Here is a 23,810-nt window from a genome sequence, read left to right on the forward strand (position 1 = left end):
CGGAGTTGGCTCCGGGGTGTGACGCTCCCTCAGGCACCGTCTTCCTACCTTCCTCTCCGCCACGCAGTCGGAGGAGGAAGAGGGGATCATGCGACGGTTCAAGAGGACCCTGGTCGCCGCGGCGCTGACGACGACCGTTGTCGCGGGGACCGCGGGTTGGGCCTCCGGCAATGCGCAGACGCCGGTGACCGGGCCGCCGCCGGGGGCCGCCGCCTGGGTGGCGGACCGCTCCCTGGGACGGGAGCTGCCCGACCCGGCCACCGCCGAGCCGAGCGAAGTCGCCGCCTTCTTCGCCTCGCTGACGGGAGCTCAGCAGCGGATGCTGGCCACGCGCCATCCCCTCGTCGTCGGCAACCTCGACGGCGTCCCCGTCGTACTGCGGTACGAGGCCAACGCCCGTGCCCTGCGCGCCGACCCGGCCCGGTACGGACGGCTGCTCACGGACGCCCGGCAGATACTCGCGTTCGACCCGCGCGGCCGCGGTCAGATCGCCGAGGTGTACGGGGATCTCGAGCAAGCCCGCCATGTCGCGGTGATCGTGCCGGGCTCCGACATCGACGCGGGGAGCTTCGACCGTACACATGACGTGTACGGCACCCCGGCCGGGATGGCGAAGTCGCTGCGCGCCGCGGCTGATTCCCGTACCGCCGTGATCGCATGGGCCGGCTACACCACCCCCGTCGGCGTCGGCGTCGACGCGGCCACCGGCACACTCGCCGAGGCCGGCGCCGAGCGGCTGGCCCGTCTCACCGATGGCCTCGCCGCGACCGGCGCGCCGAAGCCCGCGTTGTTCTGCCACAGCTACGGCTCGGTCGTGTGCGGGCTCGCGGCCGCCGACGTCGACGCCTCGGACATCGTCGTGTTCGCCTCGCCCGGCATGCGCGCGGACAACGTCGGGGATCTGCACACGACTGCCCGGGTCTGGGCCGCCAAGGACCCCTCCGACTGGATCTCCAAGGTGCCGAACGTCGAGTTCCTCGGGCTCGGCCACGGCAACGACCCGGCCGACCCCGCGTTCGGCGCCCGCCGCGTGCCCGCCACCGACGCCGAGGGCCACACCGGCTACTTCGCCCCCGGCACCGCCTCGCTCCGCACCTTCGCCGCGATCGCACAGGGAGAGCCCCGATGAAAACGCCGCAGACGCCGCGGACGCCGAGCACACCGAGCGCGCCGCGCACACCGAGCACACTGACGAAGACAGTCGAAAGGATCGAGTCCGCCACCCCCGCCCACCGCGACCGCGCGATCGACGGCCTGCGCGCCCTCGCGCTGCTGGCCGTGCCGACCGGGCACTGGCTGCTCGGCGGCTTCACGCTCGACACCGACGGTGCGATCCACAACGCCAGCCCGCTGTCCACGTTCGGCTTCTTCGCGCCGGTCAGCTGGGGGCTGCAGATGCTGGGGATCTTCTTCCTGGTGGGCGGCTACGCGTCGGTGCTCTCGTACCACCGCCGCCCCGGCACGACGGCCCAGTGGCTGGGCGGGCGCGTAGCCCGGCTGGGCCGGCCCGTCCTCGGGGTCACCGCCGTGTGGGCCACGCTGATCGCCGCCCTGTCCGTGGCGGGGGTTCCGGAGGACACCCTGCGCACCGGATCGACGCTGGTCGTGCAACCGCTGTGGTTCGTGGGCGTGTACGTCGTCGTCACGGCCCTCACACCGCTGTGCGTGCGCGCCGCCCGTCGCATGGGCGGCTGGGCGGCGGCTCCGCTGCTCGGCTCGGTCGCCCTCGTCGACTTCCTGCGGTACGGGCCGTACGCGGATGCCATGCCGTCCTGGCTGAGCGCGCTCAACATCCTTCCGGGCTGGCTCTTCGCGTACCAACTCGGCGTGTCCTGGGGTGAGAAGCGGATCGGGAAGCGGGGCGGGGCGCTGCTGCTGGCCGGTGGGGCGGTCCTCTTCGCCGCGCTGCTGATCGTCTTCCACTACCCCGCGTCGATGGTGGGCGTGCCCGGCGAGGCCCGCACCAACTCCCACCCGCCGTCGCTGCTGGTCCTGGCGCTCGCAGCGGCACAGAGCGGCGCGGCGATCCTGCTTCGCGAGCGGCTCGGGCGGCTGCTCGTGCGGCCGGCGCTGTGGGCTCCGGTCGTCGTGATCAACCTCTCGGCGATGACGATCCTGTGCTGGCATCAGACGGCGATGCTCGCAGCGGCGGTCCCGGGGTCGTACGCCGGCGCCGTGCCGGGCCTGACGACGGCACCGGACTCACTGGGGTGGGTCCTGGCCCGGCTGGCCTGGCTGCCGCTGTTCGCGGCGCTGCTGGTGCTCATCGGGCGGTACGCACGGGGCTTCGAGTCCCCGTGGACGCGTGCGACGACGGCGCGCCGGGCGGTGGCGGGGCTGCTGGCGGCGGGGTTCGGGGCGTTCGCGCTGGGGTTGGCGTAGCCGCGGTGTGCGGGATCCGGTGCGGGCCGGTGGGTGGGGTGTACCCACCCACCCACCGGCCGCTACGGGGGGTGGAGCCCCCCGGGGGTGGGTTACTCGCGCGCCTCGGGCGTCGACGACATGTCCAGGTACCGATGCCCCACGACCTGCTCGGCGATCGGCTCCAGCTGCGCCAGCTCGTCCGCGCTCAGCGTGATCCGGGTCGCGGCCACGTTCTCGGCGAGGCGCGTGCGCTTGCGTGTGCCCGGGATCGGGACGACCGTCACCCCGTGCACGGACGCCCGCTGCTGCACCCACGCGAGAGCGATCTGCGCGGGTGTCGCCCCGTGCGCCGCCGCGATCTTCTTGACCGGCTCCAGCAGCGCCGCGTTGGCCGCCGCGTTCTCCCCGGTGAAGCGGGGCAGGTAGCGCCGGAAGTCGCTCTCGGACAGGTCCGTGCCGGCGTCCGCGAACGCGCCGGTCAGGAAGCCGCGCCCGAGCGGCGAGTACGGCACCACACCGACACCCAGCTCCGCCGCCGCCCCCACCGCACTGCGCTCCACGTCACGGCTGAAAAGCGACCACTCGGACTGGAGCGCCGCGATCGGATGCACGGCGTGCGCCTCCCGCAGCTCCGCGCCGGTGACCTCGCTCAGCCCCAGGTGCCTGACCTTGCCCGCCGCGACCAGCTCGGCCATCGCACCGACCGAGTCGGCGAGCGGCACAGCCGGGTCGCGCCGGTGCATGTAGTACAGGTCGATCACGTCGACCCCGAGCCGCCGGAGGCTGCCTTCCACCGCCTCACGGATGTACGCGGGGTCGTTCCGTATGCCCCGGAACTGCGGATCGTCGGTCCGCACGATCGCGAACTTCGTGGCGAGCGTGATCTCGTCCCGGTGGGCCTTCACGAACGGCCTCAGGAACTCCTCGTTCACGCCCCGCCCGTACACGTCCGCGGTGTCGAAGAGCGTGACTCCCGCCTCCAGCGCCGCGTCCAGGGTGTCGCGGGCGGCGGCCTCGTCCGTGTCGCCGTAGAACTCGCTCATGCCCATGCAGCCGAGGCCCTGCAGCCCGACCTCGGGCCCTTCCGTTCCGAGCCGTACCTTGTCGAGCTTGCCGGCCGTCGTCTTGCTGTCCGTCATGAGGTTCAGGCCCTCTCCGGCGCCCTGGGGGCGTCCGCATAGAAGCTGATCTTGTGGTCGAGTACGGCGAGCGTGTCCTGGAGCTCCGCGATCCGGGCGCGTACGTCGCGCCGTGTCGCCTCCAGCAGCTCCTGCCGCTTCTCGAAGGTGTGGTCGCCCTCGCGCACCAGCTCGGCGTAGCGGACCATGTCCGCCACCGGCATCCCGGTCAGCCGCAGCTTGCCGACGAACGTCAGCCAGTCCAGGTCGCGGTTGCGGAAGCGCCGCTGGCCGGTGTGCGAGCGGTCGATGTGCGGCATCAGCCCGATCCGCTCGTACCAGCGCAGCGTGTGCGCACTGAGTCCGGTCCAGGCGGCGACCTCGCTGATCGTGTAGTGGTCCTGCCCCTCGGGCCTCGGGTGCGCCGGGGGCGCGGAAACGCAGATGTCGGTTGTCGCGGATGTGGTCTCCAGCACCGTCATGGCCTCCACGCTAGAAGGTTGGAGTGCACTCCAAGCAAGCCGGAGCGGGACCGGAAACTCCGGAGTGCCCGGGCACCCCCTCCCTACTAGCCTCCACACCTATGAGCCTCGCACGCCCCGCGGACCCTGGTGACGCCGAAGAGCTGGTACGCCTGCGCACCGTCATGCACGACTCGCTGTCCGTCACGCCGAACCCCGACACCAGTTGGCAGCCGGCCGCCGTCGAGACCCTGCGCAAGCGGCTCGCGGACCCGGACCGAACCCTGACGGCCTTCGTGGTCGACCGGCCCGGCGGGCTCGCCGCCTGCGCGGTGGGAACGATCGAGTACCGGCTCGGCGGCCCCGGCAACCCCACCGGCACCACCGGGTACGTCTTCAGCGTCGCCACCGACCCCGGCCACCGCCGCCAGGGGTACTCGCGCGCCTGCATGGAGGGGTTGCTCGGCTGGTTCGAGGAGCGCGGCGTGAGCCGGGTCGACCTGCGCGCCTCTCCCGAGGGCGAGCCCCTGTACACCTCGCTCGGCTTCGCCCGCACCCCCGATCCGGCCATGAGACTGACCCTTTAGGCTCGTACGCATGCAGAGCCTGGCGTTGACCGAGAACTGGCCCGTCCCGACCGCAGCCGCCGCCGTCGTCCGCGCGGACGGCACCGTCGCAGGTGCGTACGGCCCCACCGCGCACCGCTTCGCGCTGGCGTCGGTAACCAAGCCGCTCGCCGCGTACGCCGTACTCGTCGCTTACGAGGAGGGCGCGGTCGAGCTGGACGAGCCGGCCGGTCCGGAGGGGTCCACGGTCCGTCATCTGCTCGCGCACACCAGCGGTCTCGCCTTCGACGAGCACCGGGTGACGGCCGAGCCCGGCACCCGCAGGCTGTACTCGAACGCGGGCTTCGAGGTACTGGGCGATCACATCGCCAAGGCGACGGACATCCCGTTCGCGGAGTATCTGCGTCAGGCCGTGCTGGAGCCCCTCGGCATGACGTCCACGACGCTCGACGGCTCGCCCGCCAAGGACGGCGTCTCGACGGTCGACGACCTGGTGAGGTTCGCGGCCGAGGTGCAGGCGCCGCGGCTGCTCGACGCGCGCACCGTCCTGGAGGCGATGTCCGTCGTCCACCCCGGACTGTCGGGAATCCTGCCGGGCTACGGGCATCAGAAGCCCAACGACTGGGGTCTCGGCTTCGAGATCCGGAACTCCAAGTCCCCGCACTGGACGGGCGCGACGTCCTCGCCGCGTACCTTCGGGCACTTCGGCCAGTCCGGCACCTTCCTGTGGATCGACCCGGACGCGGGGGCCGCGTGCGTCGCGCTGACCGACCGGGCCTTCGGGCCGTGGGCGGTCGAGGCGTGGCCGCCGTTCACGGACGCGGTGCTGGCAGAGCTGCGCGGCTGACCACGGCGCCCGCGTACGGGGTACGGGTCCGGGGCGGCTGCGGGCACGGGACGAGTACGGCTACGGCTACGGCCCTATCCACCAAGGTGGGCAGGGGAATGCGCCCGCGTTCGGGTCGCGTAGGGACCGCGGAAGATGAAGACAAACCCCTGCGCGTGGCCGGCCAGATGCCGTACGGGGGCTGCGGTGTCGAGGTCAATGAGGAGCCCGGCCCAGAAAGCCCTCATCAGGAGTCTTTGCACGGGCGCGGGCCGGGCCGCTGAGCGGCCCGGCCCATCAGCGGATCAGGCGTGGACCGGACGCCATGAGGTGCACTGGCGCTCGCTGCCCTTCACGACGCACCCACGCAGCTTGTACGCGTGCCCCTCGGGCAGGTTGCCGGATACGACCTTCATGTAGATCGCCTTGTGGCCGCGCGTGGAGGCGATGCGGCCGTTGCTCAGCTCGGCCTCGACCGCCCAGCCGTCGGGGCTGATGTCCTTGGCGATGAGGGAGTCGCCCGGGATGTCGGGCGCGGGCTGCGGGTCCGCGTTCCACCGGACGAAGCCCATGTTGTGGCCGTCCCGGGGGCTGGTGATGTGGACTGTCAACGACCCGTCCGCCGACATCGCGGCACGTTCCGAGACCCCGGTCGTGGACACGGAGACGTCGCTGTCGGGCGCGAGGTCACCCGTCTCGTCGGCGCTGGCGGTTCCGGCCCCGGCCGTGAGCGCCACGCCGACGAACAGGGCAGCCGAACCGATGACCGCGCCGATGCGCTTGTGTATCGAACCCATGATTTCCTTCGTTCCCGCGCACGACGGCATACCGCCGCACGCACGTTCCCCCGCCAACCTCGAACGTCGCTGGCAGTCAGTCAAAACCACTGTACCCAGGCCCTTTTGAAGGTCTACTGGCGGGTACCTTCCGAAACAGCGGGGCGCCCCCGGAGCGGCCCCACGGGAAGAAGGAAGGGCGGGGGCGCGCCCGACAACGCAGCGAGGTGCGGGCCGAGCAGCGCGGGCCCGGCAAGATCCGGAAGACACGACCTAGCCCGGCACGCCCGTCGCGCTCGGCACCCGCGTCGGGCTCGGCACGCTCCCCGGGCGGGGTGCGCGCGAGGCGTCGACATCGGCGTCGCACTGGGCGGGCTCCAGGGCACTGTCCGTGCCCCTCAGGTGCACCAGGATCCGGGCGTCCGCCTCCTCGGCGTACGCGATCGTGCAGATCAGCTGCCGCAGCGCGGTTTCGTCGAGCTCGTCCAGCGCGATCGACAGCGTGACCTCGACCCCGCCGTCGGCCGCCGGCCCGGCCTCCCGCAGCGCACTGCCGGCGGGCAGTACGGGCAGCCCGGTGGTGAGTCCGGCCGCGCGCTCCCTCTCCGCGGGCCCCTGGAACAGCGCGGCAAGAGTCTTGGCCATGGACTTCGAATCTCTCTGCACATCCTCGAAAAGCCCGTCCGCCTGCCGGGACACGGGCAGCAGCTCGCCCTCCGGGGAGCGGAAGAAGAGCAGTATCCGGTTGCGCTCGTTGCCGGGAAAGACCTCGACGGTGGCGGGGCCGCCCGCCTCGATGACGTCGGTCTCCTGGATGCCGCAGCCGGTGAGCAGCAGCGCGGCCGACGCTGCCAGTGCCGCGGCCGCGGTGGGCAGACGTCTCATGCCGTCGCCTCCTCCGCGGCCAGGGGTATCCCGACGGTGAACACGGCGCCCACGCCCCCGGGGCCGTTCGCCGCGCGGATCGTGCCACCGTGCAGGCGTACGTTCTCCAGGGTGATCGCCAGCCCGAGACCGCTGCCCGCCGAGCGGGTACGGGCGGCGTCGGCCTTGTAGAAGCGGTCGAAGATGTGCGGAAGCACCTCGGGGCTGATCCCGGGGCCGCTGTCCGCGACCTCGGTGACCAGCAGGGCCGTACCGTCCTCGCGGGTCGTCGTGGCGAGCCGTACGGTCACGGGCGCGGCGCCGTGCCGCAGCGCGTTGCCGACGAGATTGGCGACCACGATGTCGAAGCGGCGCGGGTCGAGGCGGGCGCGGATGCCGTCGGGCAGCTCGGTGCGCACCCGGCCCGACCAGTGCCGGTTCTCCAGGGACTTGCGGATGGTCTCGGCCGCGTCGACCTCGTCGGTGTTCAGCTCGGCCGCGCCCGCGTCGAAGCGGGAGATCTCCATCAGGTCCTCCACGAGCACGGCGAGTCTTCCGGTCTCGGTGCTGATCAGCCTGACGGCCTGGGCGGTGTCGGGGTCGAGGCGGCCCGCGTCCTCGTCGAGGACCTCGGTGACGGCGAGCATCCCGGCGAGCGGGGTGCGCAGTTCGTGCGAGACGTCGGCGGCGAAGCGGCGGGCCCGCGCCTCGGCCTGCTGGAGCTCGTCCACGGAGCGTTCGAGTTCGCCCGCCGACTCGTTGAACGTACGGGCCAGATCGGCGAGTTCGTCGCTGCCCCGGACCTGGATGCGGGTGTCGAGCCGGCCGCTGCCCATGCTGCGGGCGGCCAGCCGCAGCTCGCGGACGGGCCGCAGCACACTCCGCGCGGCGAGCAGGGCGGGCACCAGCGCGATCGCGAGGCCGGGCAGGGCGCCGTCCCGGGCCGCGGTGGACAGGGCCGCGACGTTGGCCTGGGCATCGTTCATGGACATCACGGCGTACAGAACGAGCCCGGTGGGGAGCACACCGTCGACGCCGTTCCGGAACACGGCGGGCATGGCGATGGTCAGATACGGGGTGCCGTCCTTGTCGACCCGCTCGAAGCTGCCGTGGGGGTTGGACGCGGCCGCGCGCCGCAGCTCGGGGGTGATCACGGTGGAGGTGGGCTGGGTCCCGGAGGAGACCCGGAGCGAGCCGTACTCGGCGAACACCACCCATGGATGCGGCTTGCCCTTCCGGGCGATGTCGCGGAGGCTCCCCTGCAGGGAGTTCCGCTCCACGGGCAGCTCGATGGCGAGCGCCTGGACCTGGTCGCGGAACGACGCGACCGCGGTGTCCTGGGCCGTGGCGACGATGGCGTTGCGCGCCTCGCGGTAGGTCAGCGCGGCGGTGGTCCCGGCGCTGACGGCGGCGACCAGCAGGAACGCGAGCACGAGCCGGGTACGCAGCCCGAACGCGGCGATGCGTGCCCAGCCGACGCCAGTGCCGACCCCTGCACCGACGCCAGCGCCGCCGCCTGCGCCGGTGTCCGTTCCGTGCCCGGCGCCCGTGCTCGCCGCGCGGCCGGGCTTCACAGCGGCCTTCGCACCAGGCTCCTCGCCGGACTTCGCAACGGACTTCGCAACGGGCTGCTCGCCGGACTTCACAGCGGTCCGAAGCGATAGCCGAAGCCCCGCAGGGTCTGTATGTAGCGGGGGCTGCCCGGCACATCCTCGATCTTGTTGCGCAGCCGCCGTACGCAGGCGTCCACCAGCCGTGCGTCGGCGTGGTAGCTGTGCTCCCACACGTGCTCCAGCAACTGCTGTCGGCTGAAAACCTGTTCAGGGGCGGCGGAGAGATGCAGCAGCAGCTTCAGCTCGGAGGGCGCGAGGGCCAGGTGCTGCCCGGACTTGGCGACGGTGAGTCCGGCGCGGTCGATGGCGAGCTCACCGTGGAACTCGACAGCGGGCCGCCCGCCGCCCGGCTCCTCGATCCGGCGCAGCACCGCCCGGATCCGGGCCTCGATCACTTCGGTACGGGCCGGCTTGACGATGTAGTCGTCGGCACCCGCCTCCAGGCCGACGACGACGTCGAAGTCGTCGCCGCGCGCGGTGAGCATGATGATCGGCAGCTGGCTGTCCTGGCGGACCCGGCGGCAGACCTGGACACCGTTCATCCCGGGCAGCATGAGGTCCAGCAGCACCAGGTCGGGCCGGAACTCGCCGAGCGCTGCGAGCCCGGCCTCGCCGGTGGCGGCGGAACGTACCTCGTGGCCGCGACGGCGCAGGCCCAGTTCGACCCCTTCACGTACGGAGGGATCGTCTTCGATGAGAAGCACGCGTGGCATCTGTGGAGTATCCCAAGGGTGGTGGGTGGCCTCAGCGGCGGACGAGCCGTCGGCAGGCGCCGGACAGCAGTGCCTCGAGCTCGGTGAGCCGCAGGGGGCGTGCGAGCAGGGCGAAGGTCAGCACGATCGCCACCGCCCCGGCGACGGTGGCCCCGGCGGCGCCGAGCGGGGCGGCGCCCCGGGCCGCGAGGTGCCCGAGCGCCGAGGCCGGAACCGCGGCGAGCAGCAACCGGACGTGCCCGGCGAACGCGGCCGAGCGCCACGGCGACGGACCAGTCCCGCGACCCGCCCGCCCGCCCGCGGCCACCCCGCCGGTCCGGTGGGCCGCGCCGCCGGGTGGTGCGGAAACAACTTTCCTGCGCCAACCTCGGCGCCGGACAGGGGAGTCGGGGAAACTGGGCCCGTACGGGTCCGCCGGATCGCCCGCGGCCACCCCGTCGGCCCGGCGCACCGGATCGCCCGCCCCGGCCGTGGCAGCCGAGCCGGGCCGGGACTCGGAGCGCGGCCCCGGCACGGTCCCCGGCGCCAGGTGGCGGCCCGTGCCCGGTCGGGAGTTCTCCGCGCGCGGAACCGTCAGGCGGCGGTTGAGGGTGTACGCCGTCAGCGCCCACCCCGCGGCCAGCGCCAGCGAATACGCTCCGGCCATCCCCGTCACCGCCCAGCGCGTCGGCAGCAGCAGGTACGCGGCCGTCGACAGGCCCGCGTTGAGTCCCGCGATCACCAGGTTGAGCAGGAAGGGCGTGCGGGTGTCCGAGAGGGCGTAGAAGGCGCGGGAGAGGACGTACTGGCCGGAGAAGGCGACGAGCCCGGGCGCGAAGGCCGTCAGGATGCCCGCCATCACCGCCGTGTCGTCGGCGTCGGTCCTGCCGTACCCGAAGACGAGGGCCATCACCGGCTGTGCGAGGGCGAGCAGCGCGCAGGCGGCGGGGACGACGGCGGCCGCGCTGCTGCGCAGGGCGTAGGAGACGTCGCGCCGTACCCCCGCCGTGTCGCCGTCGGCCGCGGCGCCGCTCATACGCGGCATCAGGGCGGTGACCAGGGACACGGTCACGATGCCGTGCGGTACGGCCCACACCACATAGGCGTTGGTGTAGGCGCTGAACCCGGCGCCGCCGTCGATGCCTTCGGCCGCCGCGCGCTGGCCGGCGGCCGTGGCGAGCCAGGTCGTGACCCAGTACGCGAGCTGGTTGGTGAGCACCAGCAGCACCAGCCACCCGGCGGACCGCAGCGGCCGGGTCAGCCCGCTGCCCCGCCAGTCGAAGCGGGGCCGCCAGCGGAAGCGGGCCGCCCGCAAGGCGGGGAGGAGGGCGAGCGCCTGGACGGCGATCCCGGCCGTCGTGCCCCAGCCGAGCAGCGCGGTCTCGCGGGAGGTGAGCGTGCCTCCGTCGCCCGTGGCCAGGTAGAGCCCGAACACCGCGATGACGACGACGTTGTTGAGGACAGGCGTCCACATCATCGCCCCGAACCGGCCGCGGGCGTTGAGCACTTGCCCGAGCAGGGTGAACAGCCCGAGGAAGAAGATCTGCGGCAGGCAGTAGCGGGCGAAGGCGACGGTCATGGCGGCCTGGCCGCCGGTGTAGTCGGTGTACGTGCCGACGATCGCGGGCGCCGCCCAGACCGCGCCCGCGGTGATCGTCAGCAGGCCGACGACGCAGACGGTCAGCAGCCGGTCGGTGTACGCGGCACCGCCGTCCGCGTGCTCCTTGGCGGCCTTGACCAGCTCGGGCACGAACACGGCGTTCAGGGCGCCGCCGAGGAGCAGCATGTAGACGATCGTGGGCACCGAGTTGCCGACCGCGTACCCGTCGGCGACCAGCCCGATGCCGAGCGCCGCGGCGACCACGGCGGACCGTACGAATCCGGTGGCGCGCGAGACGACGGACCCGGCGGCCATGACGGCGCTGCTGCGCAGCGCGGACGGCGCCCGGCCGCCCTTGGCCGGTGCGGCGGCGGACGTGTCCGGGGGCGCGCTCACCGGCGGGCCAGATACGCCTGGAAGGCCCGGTACAGCGTGTGGTTGGCGGTCCCGCCCAATGGTTTCTCCCATTCCCCCAGCGTCTCGACGACCTGCCCACCGGTGCCGAGCTTCCAGCGCAGCAGCCCGTACGGGCGGTCGTCGGGGTCGAGGGTGGAGGGTACCCCGCGCATGTCGTAGACGTCGGCGCCCAGCGCATGGGCGTCGAGCAGCATCCGCCACTGCAGGGCGTTGGAGGGGCGGACCTCGCGGCGGTGGTCGGCGGAGGCTCCGGTCTGGTACCAGACACGGCGGCCCACCGTGATCATGGTGTGGGCGGCGAGTGTCTCGCCCCGGTGGCGGGCGAGATACAGCTTCATACGGCCCGGCTGCTCGGCGTTGAGGGCCGCGTACTGGCGCTCGTAGTACGTGAGTGAGCGGCCGAGCCGGAAGCCGTCGCGCTCCTCGGTGATCCGCAGGAGCCGGTAGAACTCGGGCAGTTCGGCGGCGCTGCCGACCACCACCTCCACGCCCTCCTTCTGAGCACGGCGGACATTGCGCCGCCATTCCTGGTTGAGTCCGCACCACAGCTCGTCGGGGGTGCGACCGGCGAGCGGCACATGGAAGACGTGGCGCGGCTGGGCGTCCCCGTCGTTCCCGTCGTTCCCCGTCCTGTCGCCGCCGCAGCGCCGCCAGCCGCGTGCCCGCAGCCGTTCCGCGACCGCCGTGCCGAGCGGGTCGACCTCGCTGGCGAGGACGTCGGTCAGGCGACGGCCGGGCCCGGTCAGCGGCTTGAGCTGGGACGCGTGCCAGCGGCGGTACGCGGGCGAGGGGCCGATGCGCACCGCGAAGGCGCCGGCGGTGCGCAGATGGCGCAGCAGCGGGGCGAGCCAGCCGTCGATGTCCGGGTCGGCCCAGTCGGCGACCGGCCCTTCGGGGAGGTAGGCGAAGTATTTGCGGGTGCCGGGGAACTGCCGCAGCAGGACCAGCGCGACGCCGGTCAGCCGGCCGGCTTCGGGGTCCGGCCCCCAGCCGAGCAGCTGTGCGCGCCAGCCCTCTTTGACGTCCGCCCAGGAAGGGCACTGGAGGAATCCGGCGCCGAGTGCCGCACCGGAGGGGGACGCGAGGAAGGCACGGTAGGTCTCGGCGGTGACGGGCCCCAGACGGATGGCACGGTTCCGTTCTTCGTGACCGCGGCCGGGCGGCACGAGCAGAGCTGACACGGTGTGAGCCTCTCTTCCTCCCCGTACTGTCGCGGGGACGCCGAGGATGCTCACAGCCGCCCATGACCGTCCCGCGCGGCGAATGTGACCGGACCATGACCGTTCCTCACCAGTCGCCGTCACATTGACCTCAAGGCGCTCACCTGGGCTTTCCCGGTTCTAGAGTCGCGGCAACTCACCTACTCCGACGGAGGATTCCGTTGCCACAGATACGTGTACGGGTCGCGGCCGCAGCGGTGCTGCTGGCCCCGCTCGCCGCCTGCTCCTCCTCCGGCACCGCTCCGGCGCGCACCGACGCGAAAGCGGCCGACGACCGCCCCGCGACCGTCTCCGTCAGCCCTCGCGGGCAGCAGGCGAAGGCGGGTGTGCCGGTTTCGGTCACCGCGGCAGGCGGCAGCCTCACCTCGGTCACGGTCACCGACGCCAAGGGCCGCAAGCTCGCCGGCAAGATCGCGGCCGGCGGCATGCTCTGGACCTCGGACCGCAAGGCGGCGCCCGGCACCGCGTACACGGTCACGGCGGTGACCCGTACGAAGGGCGGCACGACCGGCACCACCAAGGCGTCCTTCACCACCGCCGGGGCCGGCAAGGTCAACAAGGTCGACTGGCGGCCGGGCACCGGAACGACCGTCGGCATCGCCCAGCCGGTCTCCCTGGTGTTCGACAACCCGGTGAAGAACAAGGCCGAGGTGGAGAAACAGCTCAGGATCACGACCTCGGACGGCACCGAGGGGTCGTGGGGCTGGCTGGAGGACTGGTCCGGCAAGGACCGCGTGGACTGGCGGCCGAAGGACTACTGGAAGCCCGGCACCAGGGTCACGCTGAACGCCGAGCTGAACGGCACCGACTCGGGCGCGGACGGCGGCTGGTTCGTACGCGACTACACGGCCGGCTTCACCGTCGGCGCGCGGCAGGTCGTCAAGGTCGACCTCGACAGCCACCAACTCACCCTGGAGCGCGACGGCAAGGCCGTACGGAAGATCCCGGTCTCCGGCGGCACCCCCGGCGGGGACAAGCGCTCCTGGCGCGGCACCGCTGTGCTGATGGCCAAGGAGGGCACGATCAACATGAACTCCGAGACGGTCGGGCTCGGTGACGCCTACGACAAGATGGTCGACTACTCGATGCGGCTGACCTGGTCCGGGATGTACGCCCACGCCGCGCCGTGGAACGCCAAGCACTTCGGCAACGCCAACCGGAGTTCGGGCTGCATCGGGATGAGCGACGGCGACGCCGCGTGGTTCTACGGGCAGGTGCGGCCCGGCGACCCGTTCGAGATCAAGGGCGCGGACACCAAGGGCACGGTGGCTCCGGGCAACGGTTTCGGCGCGTGGAACCTGTCGTGGGAGCAGTGGCGGCAGCAGAGCGCGCTGCGCTGAAGCGGTGTTTCCAGCCTGATCTCCGGCAGGTGTTCGCCATCCGGGCAGCGGGCGCGACACGATTTGAGCGCGCTCAAATACCATCGCCGTGCAACCGACGCGACGAACGCGGGCAGCCCGGCGGAACGAGGCTCAGCGCCCGCTCGTACGCGGAATTCCCCGGGCCCGCGGGCCGGGCCTACGAACGCCTCGTCATCGGCTCCGGCGGCCACGCCGCCCTGCTGACACGTCAGCTCTACGCCCTACGCCGTCGAGCGGAGGCGTTCGAGCGGGACGCGTGAACGCCCAGCCTCGGGACCAGGAGGAACTGACAGAACACGGCTCGCGAAGTGACGAATTTCCACTCGCGGGGTCACCGTGTCCTGGCACCGCGATTCCGGTGCGGTGGAGGCGACAACCGTGCCCTCGCACTGGCCGTCGGCGGGCACCCTCAGTGGGTCAGTGCAGTGATCCTCAACAAGCGGACGGTGTCACGCCGACAATCCCCGCTGACGCCCCGTTACGATCATCAGCGCGTTGGAAAGGCACCTCGCGGCATGGCAGCGAGGCCTGCTGCGTCGTGGGAACGAGGTGTCGTCATGGCCGTTCGGGACAAGACCGCAAGCATTGGCCCCAACCGGTTGGAGCAGCTGCACCTGGCGGTGGCGAAGCAGGCCACCGTCGAGATCCTCGAACCCCGCGACACCCTCGCGCTCAGCCGACGCCTGAACGGCATCAATCTCGACCTCGTCGCCCAGGACCGCAACTTCACCGCCCTCAAGACCGGTCAGACGATCCCGTGGGGAACCATTCGCGCCTCGGGGCCTTCAGGCACGCGGATCCGCTATCGCGTGCGCACCGGACGCGACGTCACCGGGACTCCCGAGTTCCCAGTTTAGGGACAACCGCGCTCTGCAGTCGGACACGATCTCTCGCGGGCCTCGCCCGACGACTCCACCGGGCACAGGAGAGTTCACGGGAATCTCCGCAACTCGGGGCGGGATCGCCACACCGCTGCAGCCGCATTTCAGCCGCCGGGACTCGTGTCCAGCAAGGGCGCGGATTCTCACCCGCTCAACTCCCACATCAGTACTTCCGCGGCCACGGCGGCGGCGAGTTCGAGCCCGTCGGCGTCCGTGATCCGCGCCGCGTCCCCCGGCCCGAGGTCGTCGCCCGCCAGCCGCACCACCCCGCGTACGACATGCACGTACACGAAGGGCGCGTCCGGCACGGCGGTCCGCTCGTCCGCAGCGAGGCGCCGTACGTGCAGCATCGCCCCGGCCTCCGGCAGCGCGTACGGCGTGGAGTCGGCGATGCCGTGCACGATCTCGTACGACGGCTCACCGCCGGGATCCTTCGGCGCGAGCCACATCTGCACGAACGTCAGGGGCACGTCGCCGTCGTTGCGCTCGGAGTGCCGCACTCCGCCCGCCGAGCTGAGCCGCTGCACATCGCCGGGCCGTACGACGGTGGCGTGGCCCGTCGTGTCCCGGTGCGTCAACTCGCCCTCCACCACCCAGGTCACGATCTCGGTGTGACTGTGCGGGTGCTCGTCGAACCCGGCGCCGGGGGCGAGCCGCTCCTCGTTGCAGGCGAGGATCGGCCCGAAGCGCAGATTGTCCGGATCGTAGAACTGCCCGAACGAGAAGGCGTGCAGCGACTCGATACCGGCGGACGCGTCGCCGCCGTGGTAGCGCCCACCGGCGCGCCATACGGAAATCACGGGCTCCACGGTAGAGCCCGCGCGGGGGTCGCGTGACCGGTCCGGCCCGGCGCGGCCCGCGCCCGTAGACGCCTGCGGCGGGCCCACGCGGCGGAGCCGCACAGGGGGTGCTCCCCCACCCCGCCCCGTCCCGAACCGGGGCTCTGCCCTTGGCCCTCCCGCCGGTGCCGGGGTGCGAATCAAGCCCGTCCGGCGTTTGAGGACGGACACCCCGGCCCACCCGGCGGTACCGGGCACCTTCCGAGCCCGTCCTGGGGTCCCCGAGGGCGAAGCTCCGGGGGAGATTACGGACGAACACACACGAGGCGCCCCGCGCCACCGGGGACCCGACACAGCGCCCCGGCCGGACCGGACGCGGCGTCCCAGCCAGACCCGACACAGCGCCCCGGCCGGACCCGACGCAGCGTCCCAGCCAGACCCGACACAGCGCCCCGGCCGGACCCGACGCAGCGCCCCGCACCCCGCCGCTCCGCCCGGGCGTCCCGATAAGGCACTCTTGTCCCCGTGCCCCATCCCGAACCCACCCTGCCCGCGAACGCCGCCCACCCGCACTCCGCGACCCTGAAGCGTCTGGAGCAGTCCTCCGGGCGGCTGGCCGCGAACGCCATCGCCCGCATGGACGAGACGCTGCCGTGGTACCGGGCGATGCCACCGGAGAACCGGTCGTGGATCGGCCTGGTCGCCCAGGCGGGTATCGCCGCGTTCACGGAGTGGTTCCGGCACCCCGAGACTCCTCAGGCGATCTCCACCGACGTCTTCGGTACGGCTCCGCGCGAGCTGACCCGTGCGATCACGCTGCGCCAGACCGTGGAGATGGTGCGGACCACCATCGAGGTCATGGAGGCGGCGATCGAGGAGGTCGCCGCGCCCGGCGACGAGTCGGTGCTGCGCGAGGCGCTGCTCGTGTACGCACGGGAGATCGCCTTCGCGACCGCCCAGGTGTACGCGCAGGCCGCCGAGGCACGCGGCGCCTGGGACGCGCGGCTGGAGTCGCTCGTCGTGAACGCGGTGCTGTCCGGCGAGGCCGACGAGGGCGCCGTCAGCAGGGCCGCCGCGCTCGGCTGGAACTCGCCCGAGCATGTGTGCGTGGTGCTGGGCACGGCGCCCGACGGGGACAGTGAACTGACGGTCGAGGCGATCCGCCGCGCCGCACGCCACGCAAAGCTGCAGGTGCTGACGGGAGTGCTCGGCGACCGGCTCGTCGTCATCGCGGGCGGCAGCGACAATCCGCTGCATGTCGCCAAGGCGCTGATCGGCCCGTACGCGGCCGGACCCGTGGTCGCGGGTCCCGTCGTGGCGGATCTGCTCGCCGCGACGAGGTCGGCGCAGGCCGCGGCCGCCGGGCTGAAGGCGTGCTCCGCCTGGCAGGACGCCCCGCGGCCGGTTCTGGCGGACGATTTGCTGCCGGAGCGCGCCATCGCGGGCGACCCGTCCGCGCGCGAGCAACTGGTGGAGGAGATCTACAGACCGCTGGAAGAAGCGGGCTCGGCGCTCCTGGAAACCCTCAGTGTCTATCTGGAGCAGGCAAGCAGTCTCGAAGGCGCCGCCAGGATGCTCTTCGTCCATCCCAACACCGTCCGCTACCGGCTCCGACGTGTGACCGACGTCACCGGCTGGTCACCCTCCGATGTCCGCTCCGCGTTCACTCTACGGATCGCACTCATCCTCGGGCGTCTGGTAGACGGCGATCAGCAGTCCTAGGATTTTGTCGGACACCAACAATTCCCCTGACGGTTCTTGGTCCCTGTCCCCACGGGCGGCCGGGACCATCCACAAGAGAGAGTGTGAGGGTGCTCGTACTCGTCGCTCCCGGCCAAGGCGCTCAGACGCCCGGCTTCCTGACTCCCTGGCTCGAACTCCCCGGCGCCTCAGACCGCATCGCGGCATGGTCCGACGCCATCGGGCTCGACCTCGCCCACTACGGCACCAAGGCCGACGCGGACGAGATCCGCGACACCTCCGTGGCGCAGCCGCTGCTCGTCGCGGCGGGTCTGCTGTCCGCCTCCGCGCTGGGTGACATCACGCCCGGCGCCGTCGCGGGCCACAGCGTCGGCGAGATCACGGCCGCCGCGTTCGCGGGTGTCCTCGACGAGACAGCCGCGCTCGGCTTCGTACGGACACGAGGACTCGCGATGGCCGAGGCCGCCACGATCACGAAGACCGGTATGTCGGCGCTGCTCGGCGGTGACCCGGACGTCTCCGTCGCACACCTGGAGAAGCTCGGCCTGACCCCGGCGAACGTCAACGGCGCCGGCCAGATCGTCGCCGCCGGCACGATGGAGCAGCTCGCCGCGCTGGAGTCCGACATGCCCGAGGGCGTTCGGCGTGTCGTGGCCCTGAAGGTGGCCGGCGCGTTCCACACGCATCACATGGCGCCCGCGGTCGACGCGCTCGACGAGGCCGCGAAGACCCTGACCGTCGCGGACCCGAAGCTGCCGTACGTCTCCAACAAGGACGGCCGGACCATCGCCACCGGTGCCGAGGTCATCTCCCGGCTGGTCGGCCAGGTCGCCAACCCGGTCCGCTGGGACCTGTGCATGGAGACGTTCAAGGAGCTGGGCGTGACCGCGCTGCTGGAGGTGTGCCCGGGCGGCACCCTCACCGGTCTCGCCAAGCGGGCGCTGCCGGGCGTCAAGACGCTCGCGCTGAAGACCCCCGAAGACCTCGACGCGGCCCGCACGCTCGTCGCCGAGCACTCAGCCTGACGAAGGAGCCGTAGCGCATGTCGAAGATCAAGCCCAGCCAGGGTGCCCCGTACGCACGGATCATGGGTGTCGGCGGCTACCGCCCCACCCGGGTCGTGCCGAACGAGGTGATCCTCGAGACGATCGACTCCTCCGACGAGTGGATCCGCTCCCGCTCGGGCATCTCCACCCGCCACTGGGCCTCCGACGAGGAGACCGTGACCGCGATGTCGGTCGAGGCGGCGGGCAAGGCCATCGCCGACGCCGGGCTCACGCCCGAGCAGATCGGCGGCGTCATCGTCTCCACCGTGTCGCACTTCAAGCAGACCCCGGCCGTCGCCACCGAGATCGCGGACAAGATCGGCGCGGTCAAGCCGGCCGCGTTCGACATCTCCGCGGGCTGCGCGGGCTTCGTCTACGGCCTGACCCTGGCCAAGGGCATGGTCGTGGAGGGTTCCGCGGAGTACGTGCTCGTCATCGGCGTCGAGCGGCTCAGTGACCTGACCGACCTGGAGGACCGTGCGACGGCCTTCCTGTTCGGCGACGGCGCGGGCGCGGTCGTCGTCGGCCCCGCGAAGGAGCCGGCGATCGGTCCGACCGTCTGGGGCTCCGAGGGCGACAAGTCGGAGACCATCAAGCAGACCGTGCCGTGGACGGACTACCGCGACGGCACCGTCGAGCGGTTCCCCGCCATCACCCAGGAGGGCCAGGCGGTGTTCCGCTGGGCCGTCTTCGAGATGGCGAAGGTCGCCCAGCAAGCGCTGGACGCGGCCGGGATCACCGCCGATGACCTGGACGTCTTCATTCCGCACCAGGCGAACATGCGGATCATCGACTCGATGGTGAAGACTCTGAAGCTGCCGGAGCACGTCACGGTCGCCCGTGACGTGGAGACCACCGGCAACACCTCGGCCGCCTCGATTCCGCTCGCGATGGAGCGGCTTCTGGCGACCGGGCAGGCGAAGAGCGGCGACACCGCGCTCGTCATCGGCTTCGGGGCGGGGCTCGTCTACGCCGCTACGGTCGTTACCCTCCCCTAGGCAGCATCCGGATCTTCCGGTCTTCCGGTTCTCCGGGCGACGCCCAGATCAACCCTCAGCTACACACCGAAGGAGCGCCACATGGCCGCCACGCAGGAAGAGATCGTCGAAGGTCTCGCGGACATCGTCAACGAGATCGCCGGTATCCCGGCGGAGGACGTCCAACTGGACAAGTCCTTCACCGACGACCTGGACGTCGACTCGCTGTCCATGGTCGAGGTCGTCGTCGCCGCCGAAGAGCGCTTCGACGTCAAGATCCCGGACGAGGACGTCAAGAACCTCAAGACGGTCGGCGACGCCGCCGACTACATCCTGAAGCACCAGGCCTGATCCAGGCCGATCAGGTACGCCACCCAGCGGTGGCGCCGCTGATTCACGAACCCTCATTAGACCGTGGAGAAAGAATTCCTGTGAGCCCGACCAATCGCACCGTGGTCGTCACCGGTATCGGCGCAACCACACCGCTGGGTGGCGACTCCGCATCGACCTGGGAAGGTCTGATCGCGGGACGCTCCGGCGTCCGGCCCCTCGAGGGCGAACGCTTCGCCGAGCTGCCCGTCCGCATTGCCGCTCCGGCGGCGGTGGACCCGGGTGAGGTCCTGCCCCGGCCGCTCGCCCGCAAGCTGGACCGCTCGGCCCAGTTCGCGCTCATCGCCGCGCGTGAGGCGTGGGCCGACGCCGGCTACAAGGCCCCCGCCGGCGAGGACGAGAAGATCGCCCCCGAACGGCTGGGCGCGGTCATCGCCTCCGGCATCGGTGGTGTGACCACGCTGCTCGACCAGTACGACGTGCTGAAGGAGAAGGGCGTACGCCGTGTCTCCCCGCACACCGTGCCGATGCTCATGCCCAACGGCCCTTCCGCGAACGTCGGTCTGGAGGTGAACGCCCAGGCGGGCGTGCACACTCCGGTCTCCGCGTGTGCGTCCGGCGCCGAGGCGATCGGCTACGCCGTCGAGATGATCCGTACCGGCCGCGCCGATGTCGTGGTCGCGGGCGGCACCGAGGCGGCGATCCATCCGCTGCCGATCGCGGCGTTCGCCAACATGATGGCGATGTCCAAGAACAACGACGAGCCCGAGAAGGCGTCGCGTCCGTACGACAAGGCCCGGGACGGCTTCGTCCTCGGCGAGGGTGCGGGTGTGGTCGTCCTGGAGTCGGCCGAGCACGCCGCGGCGCGTGGCGCGAGGGTGTACTGCGAGGTCCTGGGCCAGGGCCTGTCCGCGGACAGCCACCACATCGCGCAGCCGGAGCCGACGGGCCGCGGTGTCGCCGCGGCGGTGCAGAACCTGCTGGACAACACGGGTCTGAAGCCGTCCGAGGTGGTCCACCTCAACGCGCACGCGACCTCGACGCCGCAGGGCGACATCGCGGAGATCAAGGCGCTGCGCAAGGTTCTGGGCGACGATCTCGACCATGTGGCGATCTCCGCCACGAAGTCGATGACGGGTCATCTGCTGGGCGGCGCGGGCGGCATCGAGACCGTCGCGACGGTCCTGGCGCTGCACCACCGCACGGCCCCGCCGACCATCAACATCGACGACCTCGACGCCGAGGTCGAGGCGGACGTCGTCCGCGGCGAACCGCGCACGCTGCCCGAGGGCACGATCGCGGCGATCAACAACTCGTTCGGCTTCGGCGGCCACAACGTGGTGCTGGCGTTCCGTACGGTCTGACGTCCGTACCGGTCTGACGTCTCTGACATGACCGAGGGCCCCATCTCCCTTGCGGAGATGGGGCCCTCGGTCATGTCGTGGGTACGGGGTGCTCCCGGCCCCCGGCGGCGCCCCGAGCCTGTCGTTCGGATCAGGCTCTAGACCACCTGATGGAGCCAGCGGACGGGCGCGCCCTCGCCGGCGTAGCGGAACGGTTCCAGCTCGTCGTCCCAGGGCTTGCCCAGGAGTCTGGCGATCTCGGCCTCGAGATCGGTCTCGCCCTGGGCCGAGCGGGCGAGGGCGGCGCGGAGGCGGTCCTCGGGGATGAGGATGTCGCCGTGGATGCCGGTGACCGCGTGGAAGATGCCGAGTTCGGGGGTGGCGCTGTAGCGCTCGCCCTCCGCCGTGGGGCACGGTTCCGCGGTGACCTCGAAGCGGAGCATCTGCCAACCGCGGAGCGCGGACGCGAGCTTGGAGGCCGTGCCCGGCTCACCCTTCCAGGAGAACTCCGCTCTCCATGTGCCGGGCGATGCGGGCTGCCGGATCCAGTCGAGCTGGACCCGCAGGCCGAGCACACCCGCGACCGCCCATTCGACGTGCGGACACAGCGCGCGCGGTGCGGAGTGCACGTACAGAACTCCACGTGTCGTCACCGGGACCTCCAGTGTGGGACGAGGTTCGCCTTCCCAGCGGCCTCAGTAAACAGCATCGGGAGTGAAACTCCGCAAACACCCGAAAAACGGACAGCATGTGACGTGATGTAATTTACCGGAGCCGGTCGGCAAAGGTGCCTCTGGTTCGACGGGGGAAAAGCTACCGTGCGTCGGCGGCCGAGGTGTGTCGTACCGCCCGGCCGGGGGGCCGTACGCACCAAGGTTTCACCCGCCAGGACGCCTACGGGGAGGGCAGGATGCGTGAAATCCGGCGGAGCGGGCGAACGGGCCTTCGACCGCGCGCCGCCGTCGCCGCGTTGACGGCGGCGGTCTTCGTCGTACTGGCCGGGCTGAGCGGATGCGACTCGCCGCCGCCCACCGCACAGAGCGGCCCGCCGAAGCGACCACGCCCCTCCCCCTCCCCGACACCGGTCTGGGACCGCAGCCCCTCGTCCGTCGCCGCCGTCGGCGATTCGATCACCCGCGGCTTCGACGCCTGCAACGTACTCTCCGACTGCCCCGAGGTGTCCTGGGCCACCGGCACCGACACGGACGTACGGAGTCTCGCGCTGCGGCTGCTCGGTAAGACTGCGGCCGCGGAGCGCGCCTGGAACCACGCGCGGTCCGGGGCACGGATGGCCGATCTGCCCGGGCAGATGACGGACGCGGCGGCCCGCCGGCCCGAGCTGGTGACGGTGATGGTCGGCGCCAATGACGCCTGCCGCGACTCGCCCGACGAGATGACGCCGGTGGCGGACTTCACGGAGTCGTTCGCGGCGGCGATGCGCTCGCTGCGGCACACCGCGCCCAAGGCCCATGTGTATGTGTCGAGCGTGCCGGACCTGAAGCGGCTGTGGTCGACCGGGCGCGGCAATGCACTGGGCAAGCAGATCTGGAAGCTCGGGATCTGCGCCTCGATGCTGGGGGACGCGGATGATCTGAGTGAGGAGGCGCAGGAGCGGCGGGCCCTGGTGCACGACCGGGTCGTGGCGTACAACCAGGCGCTGAAGAGCGTCTGTGCGAAGGATCTGCGCTGCCGGTACGACGGCGGGGACGTCTTCGACTACCGGTTCTCCGGTGAGCAGTTGAGCCACTGGGACTGGTTCCATCCGAGCAAGAACGGCCAGGGGCAGCTGGCGGAGATCGCGTACCGCAACGTCACCGCAGCCAAGCCGCCCGCGTAGGACGGACCGCTCTCACGGGAGAGCCCCGGGGTGGTTGTCAGGTGCCACCCCGGGGCCGTATCGGGTCCGCCAGACCTCCAGAGTGGCGGCCAGGCGGCGATCGTCGAGGGAGTGCGACGCCTGCACCTCGTACGAACCGGAGACGAACCTCCAGGATCCGCTCTCCTCGTCCCAGATCTCGAAGGCGCGCCGTGGCAGCGCGATCTCCACGTCCGCGGTTTCGCCGGGTGCGGCCTCGACCGTCGCGAAGCCGGCCACCTGGCGGTGCGGGCGTTCCTCGCCGTCCGCCACGGGGGCGAGATAGATCTGGACGGTCTCGCGGCCGGGACGTGAGCCGCTGTTGCGGACGCGGATCCTGGCGGTGGTGGGGGTCGCCTCCAGGGATTCTGCGAAGGAACGGGGCGAGCCCATGGCCAGGGCCAGGAGCGAGGAGAGACGCGCGGAGATCCTGCGCGCCGCGCTCGAAGTCATCGCCGAGCGCGGCTACCGGCGCGTCGCTGGGCGCGGTCGCCGAGCGGGTCGGCCTCACCCAGCAGGGGCTCGTGCACTACTTCCCCACCAAGGAGGCGCTGCTCGTCGCCGTACTGGAGGAGCGCGACCAGTGGGACACGAGCGGCGGCACCCGCTCCCCCGACAGCCGGCGGCTCGAACTGCTGGCTTCCCTGGTCGAGTACAACGCGATGCGGCCCGGCATCGTGCAGACCTTCTCCGCACTGCTCGGCGAGAGCGTCACCGAGGACCGTCCGGCGCGGGACTTCTTCACCCGCCGCCACGACCGGGTGCGTACGCAGATGGCGGCGGTGCTGCGCGCCGAGTACGGGGACCGGCTGCCGGGCGGACTGACACCGGAACGGGCGGCTCCGTTGCTGACGGCGGTCATGGACGGACTGCAGTACCAGTGGCTGCTGGACCCGGAGTCGGTGGACATGCCGGCGGCGTTCCGGGACTTCCTGACACTGCTGGAGCAACGTCAGCCGCTCTGGTCACAGCGCAACTCCTTCCCGATACTGGCGACTTCGGATTCTTCAGGGGAAGGGA

23 protein-coding genes and 1 pseudogene are annotated in these 23,810 nt (G+C 71.7%); 13 read left to right on the plus strand and 11 right to left on the minus strand.

The genetic code is table 11. The features are described from left to right. The first annotated feature begins 88 nt into the window (after positions 1-88). Together ACZ6ZQ_RS12820 and ACZ6ZQ_RS12825 are read left to right on the plus strand one after the other, a co-directional pair. Positions 89-1,129 carry an alpha/beta hydrolase gene (locus ACZ6ZQ_RS12820; protein ID WP_469768567.1) on the plus strand — a complete coding sequence of 347 codons (1,041 nt, stop codon included), beginning with the start codon at positions 89-91 and terminating at the stop codon, positions 1,127-1,129. Next, positions 1,126-2,382: an acyltransferase family protein gene (locus tag ACZ6ZQ_RS12825; RefSeq protein WP_469768568.1), complete on the plus strand. Its 1,257-nt coding sequence runs from the start codon at positions 1,126-1,128 to the stop codon at positions 2,380-2,382. The genes ACZ6ZQ_RS12820 and ACZ6ZQ_RS12825 overlap by 4 nt, the downstream gene beginning before the upstream one ends. A 92-nt stretch (positions 2,383-2,474) precedes the next feature. On the opposite strand, the gene ACZ6ZQ_RS12830 is transcribed toward ACZ6ZQ_RS12825, so the two are convergent. After that, positions 2,475-3,503 (minus strand): aldo/keto reductase, encoded by a 1,029-nt coding sequence (locus ACZ6ZQ_RS12830; RefSeq protein WP_469768569.1) that lies wholly within the window; start codon positions 3,501-3,503, stop codon positions 2,475-2,477. Positions 3,504-3,508: 5 nt separating this feature from the next. Then, positions 3,509-3,964 (minus strand): MerR family transcriptional regulator, encoded by a 456-nt coding sequence (locus ACZ6ZQ_RS12835; RefSeq protein ID WP_469768570.1) that lies wholly within the window; start codon positions 3,962-3,964, stop codon positions 3,509-3,511. Positions 3,965-4,065: 101 nt separating this feature from the next. On the opposite strand from ACZ6ZQ_RS12835, the gene ACZ6ZQ_RS12840 reads away from it, so the two are divergent. Both ACZ6ZQ_RS12840 and ACZ6ZQ_RS12845 read left to right on the plus strand, forming a co-directional pair. Beyond that, the gene (locus ACZ6ZQ_RS12840) at positions 4,066-4,530 is read left to right on the plus strand and encodes a GNAT family N-acetyltransferase (protein WP_469768571.1); all 465 of its coding nucleotides are present in this window, start codon (positions 4,066-4,068) and stop codon (positions 4,528-4,530) included. Positions 4,531-4,540: 10 nt separating this feature from the next. Continuing rightward, positions 4,541-5,356, plus strand: coding sequence for a serine hydrolase domain-containing protein (locus tag ACZ6ZQ_RS12845; protein WP_469768572.1), 816 nt, complete (start codon positions 4,541-4,543; stop codon positions 5,354-5,356). Between the two features lie 284 nt (positions 5,357-5,640). Here ACZ6ZQ_RS12845 and ACZ6ZQ_RS12850 read toward each other — a convergent pair whose 3' ends face one another. From ACZ6ZQ_RS12850 to ACZ6ZQ_RS12875, 6 genes are all read right to left on the minus strand, one after another. After that, the gene (locus tag ACZ6ZQ_RS12850) at positions 5,641-6,132 is read right to left on the minus strand and encodes a hypothetical protein (RefSeq protein ID WP_469768573.1); all 492 of its coding nucleotides are present in this window, start codon (positions 6,130-6,132) and stop codon (positions 5,641-5,643) included. A 252-nt stretch (positions 6,133-6,384) separates the two neighbouring features. After that, a complete protein-coding gene (locus tag ACZ6ZQ_RS12855; RefSeq protein WP_469768574.1) occupies positions 6,385-6,996 on the minus strand; it encodes a hypothetical protein in 612 nt (203 codons plus the stop codon). Further along, positions 6,993-8,438 carry an ATP-binding protein gene (locus ACZ6ZQ_RS12860; protein ID WP_469768771.1) on the minus strand — a complete coding sequence of 482 codons (1,446 nt, stop codon included), beginning with the start codon at positions 8,436-8,438 and terminating at the stop codon, positions 6,993-6,995. Before ACZ6ZQ_RS12860 ends, ACZ6ZQ_RS12855 begins: the two co-directional genes overlap by 4 nt. A 179-nt stretch (positions 8,439-8,617) precedes the next feature. Continuing rightward, a complete protein-coding gene (locus tag ACZ6ZQ_RS12865; protein WP_469768575.1) occupies positions 8,618-9,301 on the minus strand; it encodes a response regulator in 684 nt (227 codons plus the stop codon). 31 nt (positions 9,302-9,332) lie between these two features. Beyond that, entirely contained in the window at positions 9,333-11,195 is a 1,863-nt protein-coding gene (gene murJ, locus ACZ6ZQ_RS12870; protein ID WP_469768772.1) for a murein biosynthesis integral membrane protein MurJ, read from the minus strand. Positions 11,196-11,272: 77 nt separating this feature from the next. Beyond that, positions 11,273-12,478 (minus strand): lipid II:glycine glycyltransferase FemX, encoded by a 1,206-nt coding sequence (locus tag ACZ6ZQ_RS12875; RefSeq protein ID WP_469768576.1) that lies wholly within the window; start codon positions 12,476-12,478, stop codon positions 11,273-11,275. 200 nt (positions 12,479-12,678) lie between these two features. On the opposite strand from ACZ6ZQ_RS12875, the gene ACZ6ZQ_RS12880 reads away from it, so the two are divergent. Together ACZ6ZQ_RS12880 and ACZ6ZQ_RS12885 are read left to right on the plus strand one after the other, a co-directional pair. Further along, a complete protein-coding gene (locus tag ACZ6ZQ_RS12880) occupies positions 12,679-13,857 on the plus strand; it encodes a L,D-transpeptidase (protein ID WP_469768577.1) in 1,179 nt (392 codons plus the stop codon). Between the two features lie 578 nt (positions 13,858-14,435). Beyond that, the gene (locus tag ACZ6ZQ_RS12885) at positions 14,436-14,735 is read left to right on the plus strand and encodes a hypothetical protein (RefSeq protein ID WP_469768578.1); all 300 of its coding nucleotides are present in this window, start codon (positions 14,436-14,438) and stop codon (positions 14,733-14,735) included. Positions 14,736-14,902: 167 nt separating this feature from the next. On the opposite strand, the gene ACZ6ZQ_RS12890 is transcribed toward ACZ6ZQ_RS12885, so the two are convergent. Beyond that, positions 14,903-15,559: a pirin family protein gene (locus ACZ6ZQ_RS12890; protein ID WP_469768579.1), complete on the minus strand. Its 657-nt coding sequence runs from the start codon at positions 15,557-15,559 to the stop codon at positions 14,903-14,905. Between the two features lie 504 nt (positions 15,560-16,063). On the opposite strand from ACZ6ZQ_RS12890, the gene ACZ6ZQ_RS12895 reads away from it, so the two are divergent. The 5 genes from ACZ6ZQ_RS12895 to fabF all read left to right on the plus strand — a co-directional run bounded on the left by ACZ6ZQ_RS12895 (position 16,064) and on the right by fabF (position 20,956). Next, positions 16,064-17,260 (plus strand): PucR family transcriptional regulator, encoded by a 1,197-nt coding sequence (locus ACZ6ZQ_RS12895; RefSeq protein WP_469768580.1) that lies wholly within the window; start codon positions 16,064-16,066, stop codon positions 17,258-17,260. An 89-nt stretch (positions 17,261-17,349) separates the two neighbouring features. Beyond that, the gene (locus tag ACZ6ZQ_RS12900; RefSeq protein WP_469768581.1) at positions 17,350-18,264 is read left to right on the plus strand and encodes an ACP S-malonyltransferase; all 915 of its coding nucleotides are present in this window, start codon (positions 17,350-17,352) and stop codon (positions 18,262-18,264) included. A gap of 17 nt (positions 18,265-18,281) precedes the next feature. Next, positions 18,282-19,283: a beta-ketoacyl-ACP synthase 3 gene (locus ACZ6ZQ_RS12905; protein WP_469768582.1), complete on the plus strand. Its 1,002-nt coding sequence runs from the start codon at positions 18,282-18,284 to the stop codon at positions 19,281-19,283. Between the two features lie 81 nt (positions 19,284-19,364). Then, on the plus strand, positions 19,365-19,613 hold the full coding sequence (locus ACZ6ZQ_RS12910; protein WP_453658626.1) for an acyl carrier protein: 249 nt from the start codon (positions 19,365-19,367) through the stop codon (positions 19,611-19,613). Between the two features lie 80 nt (positions 19,614-19,693). Then, the gene (fabF, locus tag ACZ6ZQ_RS12915) at positions 19,694-20,956 is read left to right on the plus strand and encodes a beta-ketoacyl-ACP synthase II (protein ID WP_469768583.1); all 1,263 of its coding nucleotides are present in this window, start codon (positions 19,694-19,696) and stop codon (positions 20,954-20,956) included. A gap of 137 nt (positions 20,957-21,093) precedes the next feature. Here the strand turns inward: fabF and ACZ6ZQ_RS12920 are convergent, their stop codons facing one another. After that, positions 21,094-21,588 (minus strand): DUF3145 domain-containing protein, encoded by a 495-nt coding sequence (locus ACZ6ZQ_RS12920; protein ID WP_453661097.1) that lies wholly within the window; start codon positions 21,586-21,588, stop codon positions 21,094-21,096. Between the two features lie 257 nt (positions 21,589-21,845). Here ACZ6ZQ_RS12920 and ACZ6ZQ_RS12925 point away from each other — a divergent pair, with 257 nt between their 5' ends. Then, a complete protein-coding gene (locus ACZ6ZQ_RS12925) occupies positions 21,846-22,772 on the plus strand; it encodes a GDSL-type esterase/lipase family protein (protein ID WP_469768584.1) in 927 nt (308 codons plus the stop codon). A gap of 12 nt (positions 22,773-22,784) precedes the next feature. Here the strand turns inward: ACZ6ZQ_RS12925 and ACZ6ZQ_RS12930 are convergent, their stop codons facing one another. Continuing rightward, positions 22,785-23,243 (minus strand): fibronectin type III-like domain-contianing protein, encoded by a 459-nt coding sequence (locus tag ACZ6ZQ_RS12930; protein ID WP_469768585.1) that lies wholly within the window; start codon positions 23,241-23,243, stop codon positions 22,785-22,787. On the opposite strand from ACZ6ZQ_RS12930, the pseudogene ACZ6ZQ_RS12935 reads away from it, so the two are divergent. Further along, positions 23,182-23,734: pseudogene (locus ACZ6ZQ_RS12935) on the plus strand (TetR/AcrR family transcriptional regulator); the annotation flags it as partial. The gene ACZ6ZQ_RS12930 and the pseudogene ACZ6ZQ_RS12935 overlap by 62 nt on opposite strands. Positions 23,735-23,810: the final 76 nt, after the last annotated feature.

The sequence above is a fragment of the Streptomyces sp. NPDC053673 genome (genome assembly GCF_055585225.1).

What these genes read in the sequence shown, in the direction of transcription:
- ACZ6ZQ_RS12820 (WP_469768567.1), top strand. Translation starts at nt 89, where the DNA reads ATGCGACGGTTCAAGAGGACCCTGGTCGCCGCGGCGCTGACGACGACC.
- ACZ6ZQ_RS12825 (WP_469768568.1), top strand. Translation starts at nt 1,126, where the DNA reads ATGAAAACGCCGCAGACGCCGCGGACGCCGAGCACACCGAGCGCGCCG.
- ACZ6ZQ_RS12830 (WP_469768569.1), bottom strand. Translation starts at nt 3,503, where the DNA reads ATGACGGACAGCAAGACGACGGCCGGCAAGCTCGACAAGGTACGGCTC.
- ACZ6ZQ_RS12835 (WP_469768570.1), bottom strand. Translation starts at nt 3,964, where the DNA reads ATGACGGTGCTGGAGACCACATCCGCGACAACCGACATCTGCGTTTCC.
- ACZ6ZQ_RS12840 (WP_469768571.1), top strand. Translation starts at nt 4,066, where the DNA reads ATGAGCCTCGCACGCCCCGCGGACCCTGGTGACGCCGAAGAGCTGGTA.
- ACZ6ZQ_RS12845 (WP_469768572.1), top strand. Translation starts at nt 4,541, where the DNA reads ATGCAGAGCCTGGCGTTGACCGAGAACTGGCCCGTCCCGACCGCAGCC.
- ACZ6ZQ_RS12850 (WP_469768573.1), bottom strand. Translation starts at nt 6,132, where the DNA reads ATGGGTTCGATACACAAGCGCATCGGCGCGGTCATCGGTTCGGCTGCC.
- ACZ6ZQ_RS12855 (WP_469768574.1), bottom strand. Translation starts at nt 6,996, where the DNA reads ATGAGACGTCTGCCCACCGCGGCCGCGGCACTGGCAGCGTCGGCCGCG.
- ACZ6ZQ_RS12865 (WP_469768575.1), bottom strand. Translation starts at nt 9,301, where the DNA reads ATGCCACGCGTGCTTCTCATCGAAGACGATCCCTCCGTACGTGAAGGG.
- murJ (WP_469768772.1), bottom strand. Translation starts at nt 11,195, where the DNA reads ATGGCCGCCGGGTCCGTCGTCTCGCGCGCCACCGGATTCGTACGGTCC.
- ACZ6ZQ_RS12885 (WP_469768578.1), top strand. Translation starts at nt 14,436, where the DNA reads ATGGCCGTTCGGGACAAGACCGCAAGCATTGGCCCCAACCGGTTGGAG.
- ACZ6ZQ_RS12905 (WP_469768582.1), top strand. Translation starts at nt 18,282, where the DNA reads ATGTCGAAGATCAAGCCCAGCCAGGGTGCCCCGTACGCACGGATCATG.
- ACZ6ZQ_RS12910 (WP_453658626.1), top strand. Translation starts at nt 19,365, where the DNA reads ATGGCCGCCACGCAGGAAGAGATCGTCGAAGGTCTCGCGGACATCGTC.
- ACZ6ZQ_RS12925 (WP_469768584.1), top strand. Translation starts at nt 21,846, where the DNA reads ATGCGTGAAATCCGGCGGAGCGGGCGAACGGGCCTTCGACCGCGCGCC.
- ACZ6ZQ_RS12930 (WP_469768585.1), bottom strand. Translation starts at nt 23,243, where the DNA reads ATGACTTCGAGCGCGGCGCGCAGGATCTCCGCGCGTCTCTCCTCGCTC.